Genomic DNA, 18075 nt, shown 5'->3' with positions numbered 1-18075 from the left:
AAAATAGAAAAATTCAATCAAGAAAAAGCGTACAGCATATTGAAATAATTCCTACCTTTGCCAATGAAGAAAAGCACTGAACTATAATAGCGATTATCAAAGGATACGCTTTCAGAAAAGAAAATAAGTAACATATAAAAACAAAGACATTATGAAGAAGAAATTTATTTGCACCGTTTGCGGTTACGTTTATGAGGGTGACGCTGCTCCAGAGCAGTGCCCGGTATGCAAGGCTCCAGCATCTAAGTTCAAAGAGCTGGTAGAGGGTGAAGAAGATACTTTCGCTACAGTACACGAATTGCGCGCTGCCCGCAAGGAGGGCGCCAACGAGGAAATGATAAAGGACCTCGAGACTCACTTCAACGGTGAGTGCGGTGAGGTGGGTATGTATCTCGCAATGAGCCGCCAGGCCGACCGTGAGGGCTATCCAGAGATTGCCGAGGCTTTCAAGCGCTACGCTTTCGAGGAGGCAGAGCACGCTTCTAAATTCGCTGAGCTCCTTGGCGACGTGCTGAAAGACACCAAGAGCAACCTTGAGGCTCGCATCGCTGCTGAGCGTGGAGCATGTGAGGACAAGTTCCGCATCGCCCGCAACGCCAAGGCTGCCGGTATGGACGCTACTCACGACACCGTTCACGAAATGGCTAAGGACGAGGCCCGCCACTGCGCAGGCTTCATGGGCCTCTACAAGAGATATTTCAAATAACCACTGCTGACATAGCCCTTAAGTCCATATCCGGACTTAAGGGGTAGTCTACTGATGGGGTGTGCGGCACAGAATTATTTCTGTGCAGCATACCTCATTTTTGTTTCTATGCGTAAGAAGCACCGTTTGTCTTTTTGTTCATTTATCCCAAATCGGTCATTAGGGCTTGCCTGGATTTTGTTCTTTTAGAAGAGTGGATTTTGTTTGGCTTTTAATGAGTAATAGCGAGCTATTACGAATTAAAAACAAGCAAAAGACGCCTTATAAAAAACAAAAGACTGCAAGCAGTAAATATAAAATACAATAAACGGCCTAATGACCGTTTTGGGTTTATTTCATAAAATTAATATGTAGGTATCAGCGGCGGACTGATGTCGCATGTCGGCACTATCTGGGAGGTTGGCGCAGAGGCTCCAGGCACACTGGCTGACAGATATCCTGGTTTGCCAACAGCTGTCAGAGACAGACAAACATCCTCGTCAGCTTGACTACAACCAACAATAAAGAGGACTGCGTGATTGGAAAATCATTTCCGCCACGCAGTCCTCGTTGTTTATCCCAAATCTTTCTTCCGGGATTGCCTGGAGCCTGATGCCCGGTTTGGCATGAGGCTACAAGCCGTAATGAAAAAATAACATATATGCTTTATGTCCGTTTGGCGTAAGCTGTATGCAGCAGGTCCGGCAGACACCGTTATTCGTCTACCTCCTGGAAGTGCATTCCGTTGCCGTATTTGCTGTTCAGCTCCTTCTCCAGGGCATCCTTGTCGAACACGCTCTGTATCGGTCCGCTCTGTGTCAGGTCCACTCCCTCGAACATGAATCCATTGCCGTCAGCCCATTCGATGTTTGCCTTTGTCGGAGTCTTCTTTATCTTCGGAAACACGAGGGTAATGAATCTCTTGCCTTCGATTTCCATTTCCTGTCCGGCCTTCAGTCCGTTGATGAATTTCAGCTTGTATTCCTTGCCGTTGGAGTCGGTCATGACGATGTTCTTTGTGTCTTCAAAATTCACCTTCGCCACATTGTATACCAGCTTCACCATCGTTATCGTGCTGCCGTAGGTTATCGAGGCTATCTTGCAGTATTGGGTGTTGCAGTTGTCCACATAGGGATAGGTGATATTTGGCATCGTGTTCTTGCTGTTCACTCCGGCATATGCTGTGATTGCCATAAGCAGCATCGCCACCATCATCGTGAAGATCTTTACCTGTTTCATGTTTGTATCATTTATTTGTTCGTATCATCATTTCTGGTTATTCCCCTCACTGGAGCCTCAACAACAGACTTCGAGCGAGCCGGAGAGTAGTTGTAACCGTAGTAATAGTCATCCCAGTAATATCCGTCCCAGTCGTAGTCGCCCCAGTCTGGCTCCGATGTCTTTCTGAGCTCAAAGTATACGGGGTCGTTCTGTCCGTCGTCTATCCATCCCGTGAAGCGATAGCTGCCCATGCTATAGTTGTAGATATAATATGTGCGGCCCTCATTCTGAGAGTATATCTGTATCTCCTGGTTGCCCGTCACCCTCCACTGTATGCGGCTTGAATAGTAGTCCCATGGGGCATTGCTGTAGTAGTCAATCCAGTAACCCGTTCCGCTGGCATACTGATATGGGTTCTTGTCGAACGCCAACACCGAATAGCTCGACTGATACACTCTGCCGTTGTATTGGCTCTGCATATACATGTTTCCCTCCCATGTACCCCAGAGGTTATACGCCACATCTTCATTCTCGTCGGTGCAGCCCGTTGTCAACGTGGCTGTCAGTACCATCATTATAATGGTGATTATGGAATAAAACTTTTTCATGATACAATGTCTTTATGTCGTTAATATCTCCGGTGCCGAAGCCCCGCTGTTTATTATCACGTTGCAAATTTACTATTTATGGCAGAACAGCGCAAGGATAAAAACCATAATATTTGTTAGGGAATCCCCTAAAAAGGAGTAGGCATTCCCGTTGAGATCTTGTTAAACCGAGATTTTTCTTTTTTATCCACCTATACCTGTTGCCACATATTTCGTCAGCAACATCACGAAAACATTGCCACATTCTTGTTTTTGAGCAAATTTTCATAACTTTGCCGATTTAAAAGGATAAATCAAAATATGAACGGATTATACACTGTGTTGCTCCTCTTGGCAAGCAATATTTTCATGACACTGGCATGGTATGGACACCTGAAACTGCAGCAGACGGGAACATCGAGCAACTGGCCCCTGATTGGCGTTATCGCCTTCTCGTGGCTCATCGCCTTCTTTGAATATTGCTGCCAGGTGCCGGCAAACAGGATCGGATTCGTGGAGAACGGCGGACCTTTCACCCTCGTGCAGCTCAAGGTGATACAGGAGTGTGTGAGCCTCTTGGTGTTCACCGTGATGATAAACATGATGTTCGGCAACCAGGGGCTGCACTGGAACCACTACCTCGCCTTCTTCTTCCTCGTGGCGGCGGTGTATCTGGTGTTTCTGAAATAAGGAGAGACGGATGCCCGGCGAAGGCTGGCGGCACAGGAAATCATAAACAACGACATAGACAAGAGAAAAGAACATGAAACCTACCGAAGAACAGAAGCTCGAAGCCAAGCTCATGCGCCGCTACCGCAAGGCGCTGAAGGAGTTTGAACTCATAGAAGACGGCGACCGCGTGCTCATCGGACTCTCCGGCGGCAAGGACTCACTATTTCTGGTAGAGATGCTAGGCAGACAGCAGGCGATAAACCGTCCGAAGATTGAGGTGCACGCCATACATATCAGGATGCAGAACATCAGATATGAGAGCGACACAAGATATCTGGAAGACTTCTGCCAGCGTTTCGGCGTGAAGCTCCACCTCGTGACCACAAACTTCGACATGACCACCGACAACCGCAAGTCGCCATGCTTCCTCTGTTCTTGGAACAGGCGCAAGCAGCTGTTCCTGAAAGCTCAGGAACTGGGATGCAACAAGATTGCGCTGGGCCACCATCAGGACGACATACTGCATACGGCACTGATGAACCAGATGTTTCAGGGTCATTTCTCCACTATGCCGGCACGCCTCACGATGCGCAAGATGCCCATCACCATCATCCGTCCGCTATGCATGGAAGAAGAGGCTGACATCCGCCACTATGCGGAGACGAACGGATATGAAAAACAGAAGAAGCTGTGTCCCTATGAGACCGACTCCCACCGCTCCACCGTGGCACACCTGTTCGAGGAGATGGAGCGCATAGCGCCGGAGGCCCGTTTCTCGATGTGGAACGCCCTGAAGGCTGAGGGAAAGCTCGTGGAATGACAAAAGCGAAGATGCTTGTCCATTCCCGTCGGTTGGCCGCCGGTTACCGACCTGTGCAGAACAACTATATAGAAGAATAACATCATATACAGAGAATGCCATGTACAAAGACATCAAGAAAAGAACAAACGCAAATATAGCCATGATGCTCATCATCGCCCTGGCAGCGGTGGTGATGACAGCATGCGACGAAACCGAGAAAAAGACGATGCTGAATCCGATGAAATTCCGCACGGAGGTGAGGCTCGGCATGACACCCGTGAAAGACCAGGGACACAGTTCGCTATGCTGGGCATACGCCATGCTTGCCACGATAGAGACGGAACATATCCAGAGGGGCGACTCGGTGAACCTCTCTGTGGCTTATGTGGCACGAAATTTCATGAAGGAACAGGCGGACAGGTATTATCTGAGCCACGGCAGCAGCGACATAACGCTCCGCGGAACGATGCCGCAGCTGGTGAGACTGATACAGACCTACGGACTGATGCCCTACGACTCCTACCACACGGACGCCAACATGAATGTGGCGGCACGCAAACTGCGGTCTACACTCGTGGCACAGGTCGGCAGGGGATCGGGACTTGTAAAAGCCCGACAGGCTGCCGACAACGTGCTCGACGGCAGCATCAATCCGCTGCCCAAGCATGTGTATATGCTGGGAATGGAATATACGCCGCTGGAGTTTGCGCATAGCGTGTGTATGCCCGACGAATATATGGCGTTCACCAGCTTCACCCACGAACCGATGAACAAGAAGGTGGCATTGAAGTTGACTGACAACTACAACGACGAACGCTTCGTCAACCTGCCTATCGACAGACTGATGGAACTGATGGAGAAGTCTGTCAGGTCTGGCCATCCCGTATGTTGGGAGGGCGACATCAGTGAACGGGGATTCTCATTCGCCGACGGTGTGGCAGATGTGCCGTTGGCAAAGCGCAACTGCTCTCAGACGATGAGGCAGAGGGAGTTTGACACTTTCCGCACCACCGACGACCACTGTATGGCAATAATCGGCATTGCCCGCGACAAGGAAGACAGGAAGTATTTCATCTGCAAGAACTCGTGGGGCACGGAGAATCCGTATGGCGGACTGATGTATATGTCGTTCGACTATGTGCGGCTGAAGACCATCGCCGTAATGCTCAACAACATCGTTCTGCCGGCTATGGAAGACTGATGACAGAGGGCGACGGATACAGACTGCCTGTATCTCCCAAATAGTCCTTTGCCAGCCACGTTGCAAAAGATCTTCCCGCTACAAATGGATTGAGTATTACAGGTGTGTCCATATCATGCTGCTTTTTAACCCAAATCGGTCATTAGGGCTGGCCAGGATTTTGTTCTTTTAGAAGAGTGGATTTTGTTTGGCTTTTAATGAGTAATAGCGAGCTATTGCGAATTAAAAACAAGCAAAAGACGCCTTATAAAAAACAAAAGACTGCAAGCAGTTGTAAAATATTACATTGAGCGTCCTAATGACCGATTTGGGTTTAATGAAAAAACTATCCTCTATTTTGTTTTATTGCAAATAAAATAATTATAATCGCAATAAAGAAATATCTGAAGGTAAAAATACCAAAACAGTCTTCTGAGCATCAGATTGAAGTCTGGGGGTATTCCAGACGACGGCACATGGTTTTTCTCTCCAAAATCAATGTCCTAATGATTGATTTGGGATATGCAAATACGGGAAGAGAGCGTACGTTATGGTTTCGTACGCTCTCTTCCCGTATTTGCGCTGCATGCGGCTGTGCCCTGATACACACAGGGGGCATGCCGGTTGTGAGAATCTTATTCTTTGTATGCCTCTGCCATTGAAGCCGCGATGATATCCTCTGAAGTGACTTCCTTGGGAGTGGCCTGGATGTCGGAGAAATCAAACTCGTCGGTCTCCTTCTTCTCTTTTACGACCACCTTCTTCTCCTCCACCTTGTCGGAATATACAGGGGCTGTGCCCTCGTCCTTCGCCTGAGGAATTATGAAGTCGGTCTTCTGCTCCGTATCGGGCACGGTGAGCACCGGTGCCTCTTCCATCTTGGTGCGGTTGCCCTTGGCGGTGAACACGGCGTCGATGAACTGCGGCTTGCGTTTCAGCTGCTGCAGCGTTATCTTGCTGGCAAGCTGCTGGCTCTCCTTCTTTGAATAGCCTTCGCCTACGCCGCCCTCAAGACCCTCTATGAGCACCTGGTATTTGAATATAGGACTGTTTTTGCCCTCGCGGCTCTGCTCCAGAAGCTTGAAGTCGAGTTTCACCTTGTTTTTCTGACACCATTCTATGAGCTTGCTCTTGAAGTTTATCTCCTTGTATGCCACCTTGTCGATGTTGATGAGCTGTGATAGTATGCGCTTCTCCATGAATCGCATGCAAGCCTCGTAGCCTCTGTCGAGATACATCGCTCCCACAAGGGCCTCAAACGCATTCCCACCCATGTAGCTGTTGTGGGAGGGAGTATGTTTGCCGAATTTTATCAGTTGGGTGATGCCCATCTCGGTGGCGAGACGGTTCAGAGTGTCGCGCTGCACTATCTTGCTGCGTGTGCTTGTGAGGAAGCCTTCGCGCTTTCCCTCGAAGTGGCGGTATACGATGTCGCCAACGATAGCGTCGAGGATAGCGTCGCCAAGGAATTCGAGACGCTCATTGTTCAGTGGCTTTCCTTTCTCGTTGCGCCTGGTCACACTCTTGTGCATCAGGGCGAGCTTGTAGAATTGTATCCTGTGTGGGTAGAAACCGAAGATTTCGTAAAGAGCCGCACGAAGCTCCTTGTCCTTGCTGAAAGGAAGCCTCATGCGGTCAATGAAATTATTAATCATCATACTTCTTGAAGATTACGCAAGCGTTATGTCCGCCGAAGCCGAACGTATTGCTGAGGGCAGCGCGTACGGTACGCTTCTGCGCCTTGTTGAAGGTAAAGTTCAAGTTGTAGTCGATGTTCTCGTCCTTGTCGTCCTCCTCGTGGTTGATAGTAGGAGGAATGATGTCGTTCTTGACAGCCAATACAGACACGAGGGCCTCAACGGCACCGGCAGCGCCGAGCAGGTGGCCAGTCATAGACTTGGTAGAGCTGATATTCAGCTTGTAAGCGTGCTCACCGAAGAGCTTCTGTATAGCCTTCACCTCTGAAACGTCGCCCACAGGTGTTGATGTGCCATGTACGTTGATATAGTCGATGTCCTCTGGTGTCATGCCAGCGTCCTTGAGAGCATTCTGCATCACGAGACATGCACCGAGACCCTCAGGATGAGAAGCGGTGATGTGGTATGCGTCGGCACTCATGCCCTCGCCCACCATCTCGGCGTAGATCTTGGCGCCACGCGCCTTGGCGTGCTCCAGTTCCTCAAGGATAAGGCATCCAGCACCTTCACCCATGATGAATCCGTCGCGGCTTGCGCTGAATGGACGTGAAGCGTGCTCCGGATCGTCGTTGCGTGTAGAAAGGGCGTGCATGGCGTTGAAACCGCCTACGCCACAAGCGCAGATGGCAGCCTCTGCTCCACCGGCAACGATAGCATCTGCCTTGCCAAGACGGATGAGGTTGAATGCGTCAGCCAGAGCGTTGGTTGAAGAAGCGCAGGCTGATGTAGTGGCATAGTTAGGTCCGTGGAAACCGTAGCGGATGGAAATCTGTCCGGCTGCGATGTCGGAAATCATCTTAGGGATGAAGAACGGGTTAAACTTCGGACCATTCTCCTGATGTGTGGCATAGTAGCCCACCTCGTCCTCGAATGTCTTGATACCGCCGATACCTACACCATAGACAACACCGATGCGGTTCTTGTCTACGCTCTCCAGATCCATCTTGCTGTCTTCAACAGCCTGTACTGCAGAAGCCATGGCGAGCTGAGCGTAGCGGTCCATCTTGCGGGCTTCCTTGCGGTCGATATAGTCGTTGACGTTGAATCCCTTCACCTCGCAAGCGAACTGTGTCTTGAACTGGGATGCGTCGAAATGTGTGATAGGAGCGGCTCCGCTTACGCCTTCGAGAAGGTTTTTCCAAGTTTCCTCAGGATTGTTTCCCACTGGTGTAACGGCACCGAGTCCTGTTACTACTACTCTTTTTAATTCCATATTTCAATTGTTTTATTTTTAAGGTTGACGAACGTCGGGATGACGAGAAGACAATTGGAAACTATATGACTGCTCGTTTTTCCGGCCAACACACAAAGCCGTTGACTCGCTATCTTAATGGTCATGAATTTATAGACATGAGACTTCTGCCCCGCAATTCGAAAACCCGTTGATTCACTGACATTTTGACTTTCAGATCAGCAAGCCCTATGACGGCATAATTTGCCTGTCCTTCCGCTTGCACCCACCAACTTGCCAACTTATCAACTTTAATAGAAAAAAAAGTGAAAGAAGTGAAGTGAGATCCATAGACCGGTCTCATCTCACTTCTTTCACCTTCGATTTATATCACTTCTGATAATTATTTTGCGTTCTCCTCGATGTAAGCGATAGCGTCGCCTACAGTAGCGATTGACTCAGACTTGTCATCTGGGATAGTGATGTTGAACTCCTTCTCAAACTCCATGATGAGCTCTACTGTATCGAGAGAGTCAGCACCGAGGTCTGTTGTGAAGCTTGCTTCTGGCTTAACTTCAGCCTCATCAACACCAAGTTTGTCTACGATGATAGCTCTTACTTTTGATTCAATTTCTGACATAATAGTTAATGTTTTTAAAGTGTTTAAATTATATTCAATTTCGTAAATCGGGTGCAAAGGAACGCATTTTTTATAACTTGTGCAAATAAATTCAACAAAAAAGCACTTTCTTTTGCACACAGAGGGTATAACTGTGCAGAAAATAGCGTGTTTTGTTACAATTTTTCTCTTCTTAAAGGATAATTTCCACGCAATTCCTCAAATTTCTCAGGAGCGTTTTTGAGTCGCCGGCTGTCTTCCAGAGGATTATAGAGTGCGAGTTTCGTGTCATCTTCACTGTCGCCTGCCTTGAAACCGTCTGGCAGAGAAGGCGGAAGGATATGCCATCGGTTCTCTATCCCGAAGTGGCGGCACAGGCCCTCAATCACCATATTGTCGGCGTTCGTCTTGCCGTCGGCGCTGTATCCGGCGATGTGGGGCGTACCTATATATACCTTATTTAATAATGCGAGGGAGATGTCGGGTTCTCCCTCCCATGTGTCGATGACGGCATCCTTCACCATCCCCTTGTCCAGGGCAGCGAGCAAGGCTCCGTTGTCTACCACACCGCCACGGCTCGTGTTTATTATCACCGGACACTTGGCAAGTCTGCCGAAGAAAGCCTCATCGGCAAGATGGAAAGTGGGATGGTTGCCGCCCTTAGTGAGTGGCACGTGGAAAGTTATGACGCTGCATTCTCTTTCTATCTGCCGCATGTCAACGAAATGTTCTGCCGTGCTGCCGCCGTCGCCAAGCGGTGGGTCGCACACGAGCACCTTGAAGCCCATGGCGCGTGCCTCTGCCACCACCTTGCTGCCTACATGACCGTAGCCCACAACACCGACGATGTCTTTCTCTGGCGATATGCCCTTTTCGCGGCACAGCAGGATGAGGGTAGAACGCAGATATTGCGCCACGCTGCCGGAGTTGCATCCCGGACAGTTCATCCAGCTTATCCCTGCCTTCTGCATGTATTCTGTGTCAATGTGGTCGTAGCCGATGGTGGCGGTGGCGACGAACTGCACCTTGCTCCCCTGCAGCAGTTTCTCGTCGCAGCATGTCCTAGTTCTCACTATCAGTGCATCAGCGTCCTCAACGTCGCCGGCAGATATGTCGGCACCCTTCAAATAGGTAACGTCTGGGCTTATCTCGCCAAGCGTCTCCCTAATATACGGAATCTTGTCGTCAACAATAATCTTCATGATTCATAAAACCTTTAATGTTGCCTTTATAACCTCGTGATGGGTTATTTATTGTGTTTTAGTTGGTCATATAAAATTATTTTATTAGATTTGCCACAAATTTAAACAACGTAAAGTCATGACATTCTCACAACTATGTAACAAGGTGTTCAATCTGGCTATCAACGACTACCATGTGAAAGACAATGTTGACACACAGATAAACAACCCGTACGACCGCGACTCCATTGAGAACCGCCTCTATCTGAAGTGCTGGATAGACACGGTGCAGTGGCATCTCGAGGACATCATCCGCGACCCGCACATCGACCCCGTAGAGGCTCTCAACCTGAAGCGCCGCATCGACAGGAGCAACCAGGACCGCACGGACCTCGTGGAGCAGATTGACAGTTATTTCCGCATGATATACAATGACGTGAAGCCCTTGGCTGACGCCACCATCAATACGGAAAGTCCGGCATGGGCAGTTGACCGCCTCTCTATCCTCGCCCTCAAGATATACCACATGAAGGAGCAGGTGGACCGCAGCGACGCATCCGATGAGCATATCGACAAGTGCCAGAAGAAGCTCAACGTGCTGCTGGAGCAGCAGGTGGACCTCGGCACTGCCATAGACCAGCTTCTCGACGACATAAAGGCGGGAAGGAAATACATGAAGGTGTACAGACAGATGAAGATGTACAACGACCCTTCTACTAACCCTATCCTCTACGCAAACAAGAAATAAGGCGGGAGCCCACGCTCCGCAGCCTTCTGCACACGAATGAAAACCGACCATATACTGGTAATAAGATTCTCGGCTATGGGCGACGTCGCAATGACGGTCCCCGTAGTCTATTCACTGGCCAAGCAGTATCCTGACGTCAGGATTACGATGCTTAGCCAGAAATTCGCGCGCCCGTTCTTCGAGCACATGCCACACAACGTGGGGTTTATGGAAGCTGACCTCAAGAACGAGTACCATGGAGTGAAGGGGCTGAACGCCCTTTACCGCCGGCTGATGGCAAAGAACTTCACCGCCATCGCCGACCTGCACAGCGTGCTGCGGTCGAAATATCTGCGCATGAGGTTCAATATCGACCGTTTCAAAGTGGCACATATCAACAAGCATAGAGCCGGACGACGTGCCATCACGGCGATGGAGAACAAGCAGCTCGTGCAGCAGCCCACACCATTCAGCAACTATGCCGACGTATTCGCCCAGCTGGGCTATCCGGTGAAAGTGGAGTTTGAATCCATCTTTGCCGACGGCGGCAACGAACTCTCGCAGCTCTCCGAACCGTTCAACGTGAAGCCGGAGGAACAGCAGTGGATAGGAGTGGCACCGTTTGCCGCCCATAAAGGCAAGATATACCCTAAGGAGCAGATGGAAAAGACGCTGACCATCATCTCCGACCGCCATCCCGACGCAAGAATACTGATGTTCGGCGGCGGCAAGTCGGAAATGGACACCATGGCGGCATGGCGCGAGCGCAACCCCCGCCTGGAGATAGCGTCCCGTGTGCTCGGCGGAATAGACAAGGAACTGATACTGATGAGCCATCTCGACGTGATGCTCTCGATGGACAGTTCGAACATGCACCTCGCATCCCTCGTGGGCACACCGGTGGTGAGCGTATGGGGAGCGACCCATCCTTACGCCGGATTCATGGGCTGGGGACAGAGCGAGAGCAATGCCGTGATGATAGACATGCCGTGCAGACCGTGCAGCATCTACGGCAACAAGATATGTGCGAAGGGCGACTATCCTTGTCTGACCGGCATCACGCCGGAGCAGATTGCCGGACGGGTGGACATCGTTCTACTACAGAAAAAGAGAAAGTAAGTGACAGTGAAACAATAACTTGATTTCTCACTCAAATCGTACCAAGTTATTATTTTACCGTCACTAAATATACCCGTTTTACGGAATTAACTAAAAAAACGCCAAAACCATCAGACCATCTGGTTTTTTGCTGTAATATTCTGACAAACAGTCAGTTGACTACCAACCGATTGTCAGCAAACTGTCTGGATGGTTTGAAGACGAGAGATAATTGTCAGGCGAAAGGGAATCAGATGAATGGAATTCGGACGACAGGAATTGCATAAGTCGGCAGAATCCTGCAAATAGGAATATGGATATTGCAATATGAACTTATTGGACAACCGCTTGGCGTAAAATCTGCCCAGCTGGGGCAAGGTGCTTGCCCCAGTTGAGAAAGCTACTTGCCCCAGTTGGGCAAGCAGCGTGCCCGTTTTTGGTTCAATTATCATGGATGACAATGGATATATTGGAGTTGGCGTATAAGCCCTAATGACCGGCTTGGGATAAAATAAAGAAACAAAATAAGGGCTTCCCGTGGGGGAAGCCCTATTTTATTTCTTGGCAATCATGCCAAAAGCGTTGCTTTCTGAAAAAAATCAGTTCAGAGCCTCGTCGAGGTCAGCACCAGCCTTGAACTTGGCAACCTTCTTGGCTGCGATTGTAATCTTCTGCTTTGTTGCAGGGTTGATACCCTCGCGAGCTGGACGCTCGTTAACGCTGAATGTACCGAAACCGATCAAAGCCACCTTGTCACCTGCTACGAGAGCATCCTTTATTGCCGCTGTTGTAGCCTCAAGAGCCTTCTTTGCGTCAGCCTTTGTCAAACCAGCGCCTTCAGCGATTTTGTCTATAAGTTCTGTCTTGTTCATAATTGATGTTTTTTATTTGATTAATAAATTTGTCGTATACATGCGTAATACGCTGGCGAAGCAAGGTTTACGCAGGAAAATGTTTCGCAAATATAGCGCAATCCTTTTTAAATTCAAATAAAAATCAGGAAAAAGTTATGAATAAGATTAAAAAAAGTGTCTTATCCCCCTCTATAATAGCATTTCACGGATATTTTTAGTACTTTTGCCACCTGAATTAATCAAATAATGACGTTTTAATATTATGCGCAATATTCCTACGATAACGAAAAACCTGTTGATAATAAATGTGCTGATGTTCGCGGCATATTTCGTCTTCTCACGACTGAATATCGACCTCAACAGTCTGCTTGGACTGCATTTCTTCCTCGTGTCAGACTTCCACCTGTACCAGCTCGTGACATACATGTTCATGCACGCCGGTCTGTCGCACATCTTCTTCAACATGTTCGCCCTATGGATGTTCGGACGCATCGTGGAGACGGTGTGGGGACCGAAGCGTTTCCTCACCTACTATCTCACCTGCGGCATCGGAGCCGGTCTGATACAGATGGTGGCACAGTTCATCTCCTTCTATCTCACGATGAAGGGAGCATATCCGGAGTTCGGCATCGGCGACGTGATGACGGCGGTGCATGCCAACGAGTTCGCGCTCAACACATGGACCACAGTGGGTGCCTCGGGAGCGATATACGGCATACTGCTGGCTTTCGGAATGCTGTTTCCGGAGGAGAGGATATTCATATTCCCGCTACCCGTGCCCATCAAGGCAAAGTGGTTCGTTGCAATATATGCCGTGCTTGAACTTTCGCTCGGCCTCAGAATGCCAGGCGACAGCGTGGCACATTTCGCACACCTCGGCGGCATGCTCTTCGGCTATCTGATCATCCGCTATTGGCAGCGCCATCCCAACGGTGGATACGGCGGCGGTTTCTATGGTGGCGGATATGGTTCGGGCTATGGCAGCACCGGCGGCAGAAGCATTGCCGACAAACTGAAAGATTTCTTCTCACGCTTCAAGAAGCCGGGTCACGACAACTCTTCTTTCGGCGGAGGCAGCAGGGAAAGCGACTGGGACTACAACGCCCGCAAGAACAAGGAACAGGAGGAGATAGACCATATCCTCGACAAGATACGCAAGAGCGGATACGACAGTCTGAGCGAAAAGGAAAAGAGGAAACTCTTTGAAAACGGCAAGAAATAAGCGGATGGACAAAGTCAAGAAGTTCACTATGCACATGCTGGCGGCAGCGAGTGCCGTCACGGTATGCGTGATGTTGGCCGTGGGATATAGCTACAAGCTGAACCCCGTGGAGCACCCCCTCTTTGCCAATGTCGGACTTGTCTTCCCCATATTCCTGCTCATAAACGGCGGCTTCCTCGTATTGTTTCTGCTCACATGGAAGCGCCTCACGCTCATACCGTTAGCGGGATACGTATTGTGCTACATTCCGGCACATTTCTATTCACCACTCAACATGCTGCATTCCACTCCCGACGGCGCCATAAAGGTGATGTCGTACAACGTGTATATGTTCCACAACGGCGACTCGGCAAGCATACAGAAGATAGCCGACTACGTGAACGGCAGCGGCGCCTCCATAGTCTGCATGCAGGAGGCGGCGTTTTCTGATGTCATACGCGACGCCTTCAAGAAGGAATACGAATACATCGACACCATGCGCAACGGCGTGAACGGCGAGGTGCAGATAGTGCTGAGCAAATTCCCCATACTGTCGAAGACGCGCATCAACCCCGAACTCTCCGGCTGCATGTGCGGAGCCTACGAGGTGCTTATCGACGGCGACCGCACCACGGTGATAAACTGCCACTTCGAGACATCGGGCCTCACCCTGGAAGAGCGCAGCGAATTCCGCAATATCGTAAAGGGAGACTGGGAGAACCGTTCCGTACGCCAGGACTCCAAGCGCATGATAGTGCGCCTGGGCGAAGCAGCCAAGCGCAGGGTGCCTCAGGTGGAAGGTGTCATCAGATATATAGAAAGCCGCAAGGGAGAACCTATCCTCCTCTTCGGCGACTTCAACGACACCCCCATCTCATATTGCCACCATCTGCTCGCCAGAACCCTCACCGACTGCTACGTGACGACAGCCAACGGTCCCGGCATATCCTATCACTACAACCGTATCTACGTGCGCATCGACAACGTGATGTGCTCCAACGACTGGCACCCCTACAACTTCACCGTAGACAGGAGCATCAATGTCTCCGACCACTATCCTCTGTGGGGATTTGTAAAGAAATCTCTGCATAATGATAAAAAAACACACTGACAGTTTAAGAAGTTTAAAAAAAATCAGTATCTTTGCACGCTATGTAGGGCTGTATTGTGCTTTCTCACACGGAAGCCATCATGCCCCGACAGGAAACTTCACGTATCAAAGCCTAGGGGAGCCCCTGCGGAGTCCCGCTTCAGAGCAGCAAGGCAATGATGCAGGATATATCTGAAAAACTATAATTAAATCAATAAAAACAAAATGCAAAACAAAGGAATTGTAATTGTACTGGCAGTCTTGATGACCCTTGCAAGCATCTTCTATTTGTCTTTCTCCGTTGCCACAAACTATTATGACAGCGAGGCAGCAAAGATAAAAGATCCTATTGCTCAGCAGGATTACAAAGACTCAGTGAAGTACCTCGGCATTTATTCCTACCAGAGATGTCTCGAAACCCAGATCGGTCTGGGTCTTGACTTGAAGGGCGGTATGAATGTTATCTTGGAGATTTCCGTTCCGGACGTAGTGGAGACACTGGCTGACCACAAGACAGACGCTGCCTTCGTGAAGTCTATGGAACAGGCTAAGAAGGAGGAAGAGACAAGTCAGAGCGACTTCATCTCTCTCTTCATCAAGTATTATCGTCAGAACGCACCTGGCCACCGCCTGGCAGAAATCTTTGCCACACAGCAGCTCAAGGGACAGGTAAGCACCCAGAGCTCCGACAAGGAGGTGGAGAAGGCTCTCCGCTCACAGGTGCAGTCGGCTATCGACAACTCATACAACGTCGTTCGCAACCGTATCGACAAGTTTGGTGTCGTACAGCCTAACATCCAGAAGCTCGAAGGCCAGGAAGGCCGCATCATGGTGGAAATGCCTGGTGTTCGTGAGCCTGAGCGTGTGCGCAAGCTCCTCCAGGGTAGCGCAAACCTTGAATTCTGGGAGACATACAACAGCGAGGAAATCACTCCTTACCTGCGCCAGCTTGACCAGACAATGGCTAACGGCGGCGAGGTGAAGAAAGACACCGCTGCCACTGAGAAGAAGGACGACGCTGCCGAGAAGGCTGAGGTTGCCGAGAAGACTTCTCCTGCAAAGCTCAAGGTCAACGCCAACAAGAACAGCGCTGCCAAGGCTGCTGCAAGCTCTGAGAGTGCACAGATGGCACAGGCAAAGAAGACAAATCCGCTTCTCGCAGTTCTGCAGCTCGCGCCACAGGGTTCTCTCAGCGTTGTTGGTTATGCCAACGTGCGCGACACTGCTGCCGTGAACAAGATTATCTATTCTGCTGCCGCAAAGCAGGTTCTGCCTTCTGACCTCAAGCTCCTTTGGGGTGCGAAGCCGGCTGACGGACTTTCTGTAAAGAACGTTTATGAGCTTTATGCACTGAAGGTTACACAGAGCAACGGCCACGCTCCTCTCGAGGGTGACGTAATCACCGACGCCAAGGATGAGTTCGACCAGATGAGCAACCGTCCAAGCGTAAGCATGTCGATGAACTCTGACGGTGCACGCCGCTGGGCAGAGATGACAAAGGCAAACATCAACAAGGCTATCGCCATCGTTCTCGACGGTGCCGTATATAGCGCACCTCGCGTAAACGGCGAGATTTCAGGCGGTAACTCTCAGATTACAGGTAACTTCACCATTGAGGACACCAAGGACTTGGCAAACACTCTGAAGTCCGGACGTATGCCTGCTCCGGCACGTATCGTGCAGGAAGACGTGGTTGGTCCTACACTCGGTGCACAGTCAATCCAGCAGGGTCTCATCTCATTCGCCGTGGCGTTCATCCTCTTGATGCTCTACATGGTTCTCATGTATGACTTCATCCCTGGTATGATGGCAAACTTCGCTTTGCTCGTCAACCTCTTCTTCACACTCGGAATCCTGACGTCGTTCCAGGCGGCGCTTACGATGCCTGGTATCGCCGGTATCGTATTGACACTCGGTATGGCGGTCGACGCTAACGTGCTTATCTATGAACGTACGAAGGAGGAGCTTCGCAAGGGCAAGGCTCTGCGTGAGGCTATCAAGGCCGGTTACGGAAATGCCTTCTCGGCTATCTTCGACTCCAACCTCACCTCTATCATCACTGGTGTTATCCTGTTCGTATTCGGTACAGGTCCTGTACGTGGATTCGCCACTACTCTTATCATCGGTATCTGCTGCTCATTCTTCACCGCAGTATACCTCACACGCCTCGTTTACGAAAACCGCCTGGCTAAGGACAAGTGGCTGAAACAGAACTTCACCACACGTCTCTCCCGCAACTTCTTGCAGAACAACCACGTGGGCTTCATGAACATGTATAAGAAGACCTTCACAATAGTTGGTATTCTCATTGCAGTATTCGTGGTTAGCTTCTTCGTTCGCGGCTTGAGCAAGAGCATCGACTTCACCGGTGGTCGCAACTACGTTGTGAAACTGGAGAAGGCCGTTGAGCCGGAGGATGTGTCAAGAGCTCTGCAGACCTCGTTCCCTAACAGTTCTGTAAGCGCATTGGCATTGGGTACTGACCACAAGACAATCCGTATCTCTACCAACTACAAGATAGAGTCTAACAGCCCTACAATCGACGACGAGGTAGAGGAAATCCTCTTCAAGGCGTTGAGCAAGGAGGGTATGGTAACCCAGAAGAGCGTAGAGGCATTCAAGAATCCTGACGTGCGTGCCGGTGGTTCTATCATCAGCAGTGCAAAGGTAGGTCCGTCGGTGGCTAAGGATATCACATACGGTGCTATCATCAGCGTCATCTTCGCCCTCATCGCCATCTTCCTCTACATTCTGTTGCGTTTCCGCAACTTGGCATTCTCTCTCGGAGCCAGCGTTGCCCTCGCAATCGATACTGTAGTGGTATTGGGCTTCTACTCACTCCTGTGGAACGTCGTTCCTTTCTCTCTCGAGATCGACCAGACGTTCATCGGAGCTATCCTTACCGTTATCGGTTACTCTATCAACGATAAGGTGGTGGTATTCGACCGTATCCGTGAGAACCTCGGCCTCTACAAGAAGCGCGACTTCTTCACGATATTCAACAACTCTCTGAATGAGACACTGGCCCGTACCGTGAACACCTCTCTCACTACATTGATCGTGTTGCTCTGTATCTTCATCCTCGGTGGTGACAACATCCGCAGCTTCGCGTTCGCAATGATTCTCGGTGTGATATTCGGTACTCTCTCATCTATCTTCGTTGCTGCTCCTATTGCCTACATGACATTGAGCCGCCGCGACAAAGGTCAGCGTGGAGACAAGGCTATCGAAGAGATGGCATAACGGCATCTCTCTGAAATAAGAACCTATCAGCATCACCCATGATCCGG

Annotated in this window: 16 protein-coding genes; 9 read left to right on the top strand and 7 right to left on the bottom strand. The window is 50.0% G+C overall.

All coding sequences use genetic code 11. The features are described 5' to 3' along the window. The first annotated feature begins 151 nt into the window (after window positions 1–151). The gene (locus tag ST42_RS02485) at window positions 152–706 is read left to right on the top strand and encodes an NADH peroxidase (protein WP_042519110.1); all 555 of its coding nucleotides are present in this window, start codon (window positions 152–154) and stop codon (window positions 704–706) included. 693 nt (window positions 707–1399) lie between these two features. On the opposite strand, the gene ST42_RS02480 is transcribed toward ST42_RS02485, so the two are convergent. Beyond that, window positions 1400–1924: a hypothetical protein gene (locus tag ST42_RS02480; protein ID WP_044072128.1), complete on the bottom strand. Its 525-nt coding sequence runs from the start codon at window positions 1922–1924 to the stop codon at window positions 1400–1402. Window positions 1925–1935: 11 nt separating this feature from the next. Beyond that, window positions 1936–2514: a hypothetical protein gene (locus ST42_RS02475; protein ID WP_022316721.1), complete on the bottom strand. Its 579-nt coding sequence runs from the start codon at window positions 2512–2514 to the stop codon at window positions 1936–1938. Window positions 2515–2814: 300 nt separating this feature from the next. On the opposite strand from ST42_RS02475, the gene ST42_RS02470 reads away from it, so the two are divergent. From ST42_RS02470 to ST42_RS02460, 3 genes are all read left to right on the top strand, one after another. Beyond that, window positions 2815–3183, top strand: a complete 369-nt coding sequence (locus ST42_RS02470) for a DMT family protein (RefSeq protein ID WP_022316720.1) — start codon at window positions 2815–2817, stop codon at window positions 3181–3183. Window positions 3184–3256: 73 nt separating this feature from the next. Next, window positions 3257–3985: a tRNA 2-thiocytidine biosynthesis TtcA family protein gene (locus ST42_RS02465; protein ID WP_044072127.1), complete on the top strand. Its 729-nt coding sequence runs from the start codon at window positions 3257–3259 to the stop codon at window positions 3983–3985. A 100-nt stretch (window positions 3986–4085) separates the two neighbouring features. Next, entirely contained in the window at window positions 4086–5168 is a 1083-nt protein-coding gene (locus ST42_RS02460) for a C1 family peptidase (RefSeq protein ID WP_231556879.1), read from the top strand. A gap of 614 nt (window positions 5169–5782) precedes the next feature. Here ST42_RS02460 and rnc read toward each other — a convergent pair. The 4 genes from rnc to ST42_RS02435 form a co-directional block, all read right to left on the bottom strand. Continuing rightward, window positions 5783–6802, bottom strand: coding sequence for a ribonuclease III (rnc, locus tag ST42_RS02455; protein ID WP_044065197.1), 1020 nt, complete (start codon window positions 6800–6802; stop codon window positions 5783–5785). Then, on the bottom strand, window positions 6795–8057 hold the full coding sequence (gene fabF, locus ST42_RS02450) for a beta-ketoacyl-ACP synthase II (protein WP_022316715.1): 1263 nt from the start codon (window positions 8055–8057) through the stop codon (window positions 6795–6797). Before fabF ends, rnc begins: the two co-directional genes overlap by 8 nt. 361 nt (window positions 8058–8418) lie before the next feature. Then, window positions 8419–8655: an acyl carrier protein gene (locus tag ST42_RS02440; RefSeq protein WP_022316714.1), complete on the bottom strand. Its 237-nt coding sequence runs from the start codon at window positions 8653–8655 to the stop codon at window positions 8419–8421. Window positions 8656–8810: 155 nt separating this feature from the next. Then, window positions 8811–9836 carry a 4-phosphoerythronate dehydrogenase gene (locus ST42_RS02435; RefSeq protein ID WP_044065185.1) on the bottom strand — a complete coding sequence of 342 codons (1026 nt, stop codon included), beginning with the start codon at window positions 9834–9836 and terminating at the stop codon, window positions 8811–8813. 118 nt (window positions 9837–9954) lie between these two features. On the opposite strand from ST42_RS02435, the gene ST42_RS02430 reads away from it, so the two are divergent. After that, entirely contained in the window at window positions 9955–10563 is a 609-nt protein-coding gene (locus ST42_RS02430; RefSeq protein WP_022316712.1) for a DUF4254 domain-containing protein, read from the top strand. Between the two features lie 36 nt (window positions 10564–10599). Then, the gene (locus ST42_RS02425; protein ID WP_044072125.1) at window positions 10600–11661 is read left to right on the top strand and encodes a glycosyltransferase family 9 protein; all 1062 of its coding nucleotides are present in this window, start codon (window positions 10600–10602) and stop codon (window positions 11659–11661) included. 578 nt (window positions 11662–12239) lie between these two features. On the opposite strand, the gene ST42_RS02420 is transcribed toward ST42_RS02425, so the two are convergent. Then, window positions 12240–12512 carry an HU family DNA-binding protein gene (locus ST42_RS02420; RefSeq protein WP_042519121.1) on the bottom strand — a complete coding sequence of 91 codons (273 nt, stop codon included), beginning with the start codon at window positions 12510–12512 and terminating at the stop codon, window positions 12240–12242. A 244-nt stretch (window positions 12513–12756) separates the two neighbouring features. On the opposite strand from ST42_RS02420, the gene ST42_RS02415 reads away from it, so the two are divergent. The 3 genes from ST42_RS02415 to secDF all read left to right on the top strand — a co-directional run bounded on the left by ST42_RS02415 (window position 12757) and on the right by secDF (window position 18028). Beyond that, window positions 12757–13716 carry a rhomboid family intramembrane serine protease gene (locus ST42_RS02415; RefSeq protein WP_044072123.1) on the top strand — a complete coding sequence of 320 codons (960 nt, stop codon included), beginning with the start codon at window positions 12757–12759 and terminating at the stop codon, window positions 13714–13716. A 4-nt stretch (window positions 13717–13720) separates the two neighbouring features. Then, window positions 13721–14806, top strand: coding sequence for an endonuclease/exonuclease/phosphatase family protein (locus ST42_RS02410; protein WP_022316708.1), 1086 nt, complete (start codon window positions 13721–13723; stop codon window positions 14804–14806). A 258-nt stretch (window positions 14807–15064) separates the two neighbouring features. Beyond that, window positions 15065–18028, top strand: a complete 2964-nt coding sequence (secDF, locus tag ST42_RS02405; protein WP_394358833.1) for a protein translocase subunit SecDF — start codon at window positions 15065–15067, stop codon at window positions 18026–18028. Window positions 18029–18075 lie beyond the last annotated feature (47 nt).

Origin of the sequence: Prevotella pectinovora (assembly GCF_000834015.1) — a bacterium.
In the GTDB taxonomy this organism is placed as follows: Bacteria; Bacteroidota; Bacteroidia; order Bacteroidales; family Bacteroidaceae; genus Prevotella; species Prevotella pectinovora.
Note: the sequence above shows the minus strand (reverse complement) of the source record. Positions and strands in the feature narration are given on the sequence as shown.

Coding starts and splice junctions, on each gene's coding strand:
- ST42_RS02485 (WP_042519110.1), top strand. CDS start 152: ATGAAGAAGAAATTTATTTGCACCGTTTGCGGTTACGTTTATGAGGGT.
- ST42_RS02480 (WP_044072128.1), bottom strand. CDS start 1,924: ATGAAACAGGTAAAGATCTTCACGATGATGGTGGCGATGCTGCTTATG.
- ST42_RS02475 (WP_022316721.1), bottom strand. CDS start 2,514: ATGAAAAAGTTTTATTCCATAATCACCATTATAATGATGGTACTGACA.
- ST42_RS02470 (WP_022316720.1), top strand. CDS start 2,815: ATGAACGGATTATACACTGTGTTGCTCCTCTTGGCAAGCAATATTTTC.
- ST42_RS02465 (WP_044072127.1), top strand. CDS start 3,257: ATGAAACCTACCGAAGAACAGAAGCTCGAAGCCAAGCTCATGCGCCGC.
- ST42_RS02460 (WP_231556879.1), top strand. CDS start 4,086: ATGTACAAAGACATCAAGAAAAGAACAAACGCAAATATAGCCATGATG.
- rnc (WP_044065197.1), bottom strand. CDS start 6,802: ATGATTAATAATTTCATTGACCGCATGAGGCTTCCTTTCAGCAAGGAC.
- fabF (WP_022316715.1), bottom strand. CDS start 8,057: ATGGAATTAAAAAGAGTAGTAGTAACAGGACTCGGTGCCGTTACACCA.
- ST42_RS02440 (WP_022316714.1), bottom strand. CDS start 8,655: ATGTCAGAAATTGAATCAAAAGTAAGAGCTATCATCGTAGACAAACTT.
- ST42_RS02435 (WP_044065185.1), bottom strand. CDS start 9,836: ATGAAGATTATTGTTGACGACAAGATTCCGTATATTAGGGAGACGCTT.
- ST42_RS02430 (WP_022316712.1), top strand. CDS start 9,955: ATGACATTCTCACAACTATGTAACAAGGTGTTCAATCTGGCTATCAAC.
- ST42_RS02425 (WP_044072125.1), top strand. CDS start 10,600: ATGAAAACCGACCATATACTGGTAATAAGATTCTCGGCTATGGGCGAC.
- ST42_RS02420 (WP_042519121.1), bottom strand. CDS start 12,512: ATGAACAAGACAGAACTTATAGACAAAATCGCTGAAGGCGCTGGTTTG.
- ST42_RS02415 (WP_044072123.1), top strand. CDS start 12,757: ATGCGCAATATTCCTACGATAACGAAAAACCTGTTGATAATAAATGTG.
- ST42_RS02410 (WP_022316708.1), top strand. CDS start 13,721: ATGGACAAAGTCAAGAAGTTCACTATGCACATGCTGGCGGCAGCGAGT.